Source organism: Albidovulum sp., from assembly GCF_049646345.1.
Classification (GTDB): domain Bacteria; phylum Pseudomonadota; class Alphaproteobacteria; order Rhodobacterales; family Rhodobacteraceae; genus Albidovulum.
On sequence record NZ_JBARVQ010000303.1, the window covers coordinates 1 to 5989 of the forward strand.

The following is a 5989-nucleotide window of genomic DNA, read 5'->3' on the forward strand; positions in this document are numbered from 1 at the left end:
GTTATGCCTTCTGCGGTTGTCGCAGCACTGCTATCGCCCTTCGGGCTTGAGGGGCCGGCGCTGTGGCTGATGGGCAAGGGGACAGCCGTGATCCTGGCCATCGCGCATTGGGTGGCGGGGATGGACGGCGCCGTGGTGGCGGTTCCCGCGCCGCCCGATGCGGCGCTGCCGCTGATCGCGCTTGGCGGATTTGCGGCACTGGTCGCCCGAGTGTTCTGGCTGAGGGGGATCGGAATGGCCGGGTTTGCCGCAGCGCTCTTCCTCTGGGCCGGGGCCGAGCGGCCTGCATTTCTGGTCTCGTCCGACGGGGCGATTGTCGGGCTATTGGGGGCGGAAGGCAGGGCATTGTCGAAACCCAAGGGCGCGGGCTTTGTCGCGAAAAGCTGGCTGGAGGATGACGGCGATCTTGCCGAACAGGAGGCGGCCTTTGCCCGGACGGGGTTTGAGGGCGAAAAAGGCACGCTGAGGGCCGATCTCTCGGGCACGCCGATTGCGCATTTTACTGGCAAAGGCTCTGCCGGTCGCGCGGCGGCGGCCTGTACGAAGGGCGCGCTGGTGATCCTGTCAGAGGGTTGGAGCGGCCCGGCAGGCCCCTGCCAGATCTATGATGCGGCCAAACTGCGCGAAACCGGGGCGCTGGCTGTTCATGCAGGTCCCGACGGGTTGCGCATTCTCACCGCACGTGAGGCCGCAGGGGACCGGCTCTGGAACCGGCGCAGCCGCCGCGAAAGGTTCGCCGCACGTCAGTAGCTGCGGATAAGGCCCACGAGCTTGCCCTGCACCTTCACATGATCCTCTGGCAGGACCCGGGTTTCATAGGCCGGATTGGCGGCCTCAAGCGCGATCATGTGGCCCCGGCGGCGGAAACGCTTCAGCGTTGCCTCGTGCCCCTCGACCAACGCCACGACAATATCGCCATTATCCGCCGTCGTCTGTTCGCGGATCACCACGACATCGCCGTCATTGATCCCGGCCTCGATCATCGAATCGCCCTTGACCTCCAGCGCATAGTGCTGGCCGCGACCCGACAGCATGGAGCCCGGAACGGCCACATGATGCGACACTTCCGAAATCGCCTCAATCGGTACACCGGCGGCGATGCGGCCCATGACGGGCAGTTCCATCACATCGGCATGAACCGGCATCGCGCCTTTTGGCGGCGCCTTGCGGTCGCCTTCGATCACCTTGGGTTTGAAGCCCGGTTTTTCCATCGCCTCGGGTAATTTCACGATTTCGATCGCCCGCGCCCGATGGGCGAGGCGGCGGATGAAGCCGCGTTCCTCCAATGCCGTAATCAGCCGGTGGATGCCGGATTTGGACCGCAGGTCCAGCGCGTCCTTCATTTCGTCGAAAGACGGGGGCACCCCGTCACGCGCGACACGTTTCTGGATGAAATCGAGAAGTTCCAGTTGCTTGCGGGTCAGCATGATGCCTGTTTTCCTTTGCCTGTTCCGAAGCCGTTCTGTTCACGTTCTACGCGTGTTCCCCTTTTGTGTCAACGAATTCGGAATGGCGGCGGCGATTGGGTGTGGTTTGCCCCTTTCGGGACGTTGCGGATATCCGCGACGCCCCCTTCGTCCGGAAACAAGCGCGACGCGCGCCGGGCGAGCGCCTGTCCGTCCCGCCGGGCTGGCGCTTTGGAGGCCGCACGCTTCGTATGAGGTCAGAGGGGCTTTGCCACCATAAACTGCCCTGAACAAAGGTTGCCGCGCCGCCCCACGGGCAGGTACCCGCCCGGCTTGTGTTGCGCATGGGGCAAAGTCGCAGCGGGCTCAAAGCGGGATGTAGTCCACCGCAGCCCCGGCCCCGCGGGCAGGGTCGCCGACGGGCCGGATCAGCAATGCGTCAGCCTCGGCCAGAACACTCAGAAGGGCGCTGTCCTGCCGGTCGAACGGATGAAGATAGACGGCCCCGTCCCGATGTTCGACCCGCGCCCGCATGTAATGCGCGCGGGGGCCATTGGCCTCTACACCGGCGGCCAGAATGCTACGCCGCGTGGTGGCTGGTTCAGGGGCAAGTCCCTGCATGGCTCGCAGCATGGGAAACATGAATATATGACCGCAAACCACCGAAGATACGGGGTTTCCCGGAAGACCAAGCAACACGGAAGAACCCAGACGTCCGGCCATTAGCGGTTTGCCCGGCCGCATGGCGATCTTGTAGAACGACCGCTCCATTCCCATGCCCTGGGTCACTAGCCCGACAAGGTCATGATCGCCGACCGAGGCCCCACCGATGGTCACGATCAGATCGGCGTCCTTGGCCAGATCGAGGGTAAAGCGCAATGACGCCTCGGTATCGCGGGCGATGGGCAGCATGCGCACCTCGGCCCCTGCTGCCTCGGCCATCGCCGCCAAAGCGAAACTGTTCGAGGCGATGATCTGGTCCGGCCCCGGCGCCTCGCCCGGCATCACCAGCTCATTGCCGGTGGCAATCAGCGCCACGACCGGGCGGCGGGTGACAGTGACTTCGGGCACATTCATTGCCGCGATCAGGGCAAGGTCGGCGGGGGTAAGGCGGCGCGGGGCCGCGATGCGGTCGCCGGACCTGAAATCCTGCCCCGCAGCGCGGATATTCGCGCCGTGTTCCAACTGATCGCCCAATGTGATGTGGTCGCCGTCGCGGGCCACATCCTCTTGTAATACAACCCAATCCGCGCCCTCAGGCACCGGCGCGCCTGTAAAGATGCGCACCGCCTCACCGGGGAGCACCGTGCCGGAAAACCTTGAACCCGCCGCCGCTTCGCCGATCACCTTCAGTAGGGCACCGGCAAGGTGGTCGGCCTCGCGGATCGCGTAACCATCCATGGCCGAGGCCGCAAAGGGTGGCTGATCGCGTGCGGCGTCAACAGGGGCGGCCAGAACCCGCCCGGCGGCGCGGCGAAGGGGAACAGTCTCGGGCGGCAGCAGGGTGCAGAGGGCAAAGAGCCGCGACAGAGCCTCATCGACCGAAATCATGCCTGTCTCCCGCCTTCAGGACGCTTCGTAACGCCCTGATTTGCCGCCATCTTTAAGAATAACGCGCAAGCCACCGATTTCCATCGACTTTTCGGCCGCCTTCAGCATGTCATAGACCGTGAGGGATGCGACCGAGGCGGCTGTCAGCGCCTCCATCTCTACCCCGGTCTGGCCGGTGGTCTTGACCGTGGCCTCGATCCGAACGCCCGGAAGATCACTATCCGGTGTCAGCTCAAGCGACACCTTGGTGATCGGCAGGGGGTGGCAAAGCGGGATCAGATCGGCGCATTTCTTCGCCGCCATGATCCCGGCCAGCCGGGCCACACCCAGCACATCCCCCTTCTTGGCGGTTCCCGCCGTCACCAGCGCCAGCGTTTCGGGCTTCATCCGCACGAAAGCCTGGGCAACAGCCACCCGGTCGGTCACGGCCTTGTCCGAGACATCGACCATATGGGCCTGACCGTCCTTGTCGAAATGTGTCAGCGCCATCCTTACCCCCCCACGGGATCGGTAAGGATCGCCCGCGTCGCCGATGCCACATCCGCCTGCCGCATCAGGCTCTCGCCGATCAGGAAGGTGCGTGCGCCCACCGCTGCCATTTCGGCCAGATTGGCAGGCGTGAAGAGCCCGCTTTCGCAGACCACCATCCGGTCGGACGGGATCAGCGGCGCCAGCGCCCGCGTGGTGTCAAGAGTGACATCGAAGGTCTTGAGATTGCGGTTGTTTATCCCGACAAGCGGCGACTTCAACCGCAAGGCCCGCTCCAGCTCCGGCCCGTCATGAACCTCCAGAAGCACATCCATGCCCCAGCCAAAGGCCGCGTCCTCAAGCTCTGCCGCCTGCGCGTCCGAGACAGAGGCCATGATGATCAGGATGCAATCGCCACCCCAGGCCCGCGCCTCGGCGACCTGATAGGGGTCGTACATGAAATCCTTGCGCAATGCGGGCAGGGACACTGCCCCACGCGCGGCGGTCAAGAACTCGGGTGCGCCCTGAAACGACGGCGTGTCGGTCAGAACCGAAAGGCAGGTGGCGCCGCCCGCTTCATAGGCGCGGGCCAGCGTTTCCGGGTCGAAATCGGCACGGATCAGGCCCTTGGAGGGGCTTGCCTTCTTGATTTCGGCAATCAAACCATAGCCTGTGGCCGATGCCCGCTGCAAAGCCGCCGCCAAACCGCGGGGGGCATCTGCCGCCCGCGCGGCCGCCTCGACCTCTGTCAGGGAACGCCGCGCCTTTGCCGCCGCGACTTCTTCCAGCTTGTAGGCCTTGATCTTGTCGAGAATATCCATGCTTCCTCATACCGTCGGTGTCACGTCCCGAAAAGCCCTTCCTGCTTCTTCTGTTCGCAAATACTCCCCGGGGGTGCGGGGGTGGGAAACCCCCGCTTCCGACCTATAGCGTTTCGAGTTTACATTGAATCAGAATTCGAACCTTTTTCGTTCGAATTCTGATTCTTGTTATCTCAGCGAAAACCCGAAACGCTTTAACGGCCCCAATCCACGGGTGCGTCTCCCCGCGCCGCAAGCCAGCCATTGACCCGGCTGAAGGGGCGCGAGCCGAAAAAACCGCGTCGGGCCGAGAGGGGAGAAGGATGGGCGGTTTCGATCACCAGATGATCGCCGGGCCTGATATGGGGCCGAAGTTTCTGCGCGTGTCCACCCCAAAGAAGAAAGGCGCAAGGACGGGCGGAGATTTCAGTCAGAACCTCTTCGGCAAGTCTCTGCCAGCCAAGCTTCGCGTGCCCGCCCGCATCGCCTGCCGGGACAGAGAGCGCGGTGTTGAGCAGCAGCACACCCTGCTGCGCCCAGCCGCGCAGGTCACCATCGGGGCGGGTTACATCAAGATCGGCCTGCAATTCTTTGTAGATATTATTTAAAGAGCGGGGCAGGGGGCGGATGTCAGGTTCGACCGAGAAGGCCAGCCCATGGGCATGGCCGGGTGTCGGATAGGGATCTTGTCCGAGGATCACCACCCGCACCTTTTCGGGCGCGATCAATTCCAGCGCGGCAAACCGTTGTGGTGCCGGGGGCAGGATCTGCCGGGTATCGGCCCTCAGAGCAGTCTCAATTCGAGGCCAGTCATTGGTGAAAAAGGGCAGATGCGCCCAGGCCTCGGGGATCATGCCGCCTGAGAGGCGGCTGCCAGCGCCTCGATCTTCGCTTTCGCCGCGCCTCGGTCGATGCTCTCGGCGGCTATGGCCACGCCCTCGGTCAAAGTCCCGGCCTTGCCCGCCACGACCAGCGCGGCGGCGGCGTTCAGCAGGACCGCATCGCGGTAAGCGCTCTTTTCGCCCGACAGCAGCGCACGAAAAGCGTTCGCATTCTCTTCGGGGCTGCCGCCCATGATCGCTTCGAATGGATGCACTGGAAGGCCCGCCTCTTCGGGGTGCAGTTCGAACTCTCTGACCGCGCCGTCCTCCAGCGCCGCGACCCAGCTTACACCAGCAATCGACAGTTCATCGGTCCCGTCCGAGCCATGGACCAGCCATGCCCGGTCGGAGCCAAGGGCCTGCAAGGTTTCGGCCATCGGCCGGATCCAGTCGCGGGAGAAGGCACCGGTCAATTGCCGTGTCACGCCCGCCGGGTTGGTCAAAGGCCCGAGCAGGTTGAAGACGGTGCGCGTTCCCAATTCGGCCCGTGTCGGCATCACATGGCGGATCGCCGGGTGGTGCATGGGTGCCATCATGAAGGCGATGCCGCAACTTTCTAGAACCTTTTCAACGGCCTGCGCCTCAATCATCACGTTGACGCCCATCTGCGTCAGCGCATCCGCCGCGCCCGATTTTGACGACAGGTTGCGGTTGCCATGCTTGGCCACGACGACACCTGCGCCAGCCACGACAAAGGCCGTCGCGGTCGAGATGTTCAGCGTGCCCTTGCCGTCTCCGCCGGTGCCGACGATGTCCATCGCCCCCTCCGGCGCGCGCACCGCATTGCAGCGCGCGCGCATCACCGCCGCCGCGGCGGCGAATTCGTCCACGGTTTCGCCACGCGTGCGCAGGGCCATCAACAGGCCGCCGATCTGGCTGGGCG

At 64.5% G+C, this 5989-nt stretch carries 6 protein-coding genes and 1 pseudogene; 1 reads left to right on the top strand and 6 read right to left on the bottom strand.

Features of this window, described 5'->3' with window-relative positions; all coding sequences use genetic code 11:
* Window positions 1–750, top strand: a pseudogene (locus WBB85_RS07670) (ComEC/Rec2 family competence protein); the annotation flags it as partial.
* Here WBB85_RS07670 and lexA read toward each other — a convergent pair.
* From lexA to trpD, 6 genes are all read right to left on the bottom strand, one after another.
* Window positions 744–1427, bottom strand: coding sequence for a transcriptional repressor LexA (lexA, locus tag WBB85_RS07675; protein WP_432638033.1), 684 nt, complete (start codon window positions 1425–1427; stop codon window positions 744–746). The pseudogene WBB85_RS07670 and the gene lexA overlap by 7 nt on opposite strands.
* Before the next feature lie 345 nt (window positions 1428–1772).
* Window positions 1773–2957: a molybdopterin molybdotransferase MoeA gene (locus WBB85_RS07680; RefSeq protein WP_432638034.1), complete on the bottom strand. Its 1185-nt coding sequence runs from the start codon at window positions 2955–2957 to the stop codon at window positions 1773–1775.
* Between the two features lie 15 nt (window positions 2958–2972).
* The gene (gene moaC / locus WBB85_RS07685) at window positions 2973–3446 is read right to left on the bottom strand and encodes a cyclic pyranopterin monophosphate synthase MoaC (protein ID WP_432638035.1); all 474 of its coding nucleotides are present in this window, start codon (window positions 3444–3446) and stop codon (window positions 2973–2975) included.
* 2 nt (window positions 3447–3448) lie between these two features.
* Window positions 3449–4246, bottom strand: coding sequence for an indole-3-glycerol phosphate synthase TrpC (trpC, locus tag WBB85_RS07690; RefSeq protein ID WP_432638036.1), 798 nt, complete (start codon window positions 4244–4246; stop codon window positions 3449–3451).
* Between the two features lie 194 nt (window positions 4247–4440).
* Window positions 4441–5079: a uracil-DNA glycosylase gene (locus WBB85_RS07695; protein WP_432638037.1), complete on the bottom strand. Its 639-nt coding sequence runs from the start codon at window positions 5077–5079 to the stop codon at window positions 4441–4443.
* The coding region (gene trpD, locus WBB85_RS07700) for an anthranilate phosphoribosyltransferase (RefSeq protein ID WP_432638038.1) at window positions 5076–5989 on the bottom strand (914 nt) is incomplete at its 5' end. The genes trpD and WBB85_RS07695, both read right to left, overlap by 4 nt.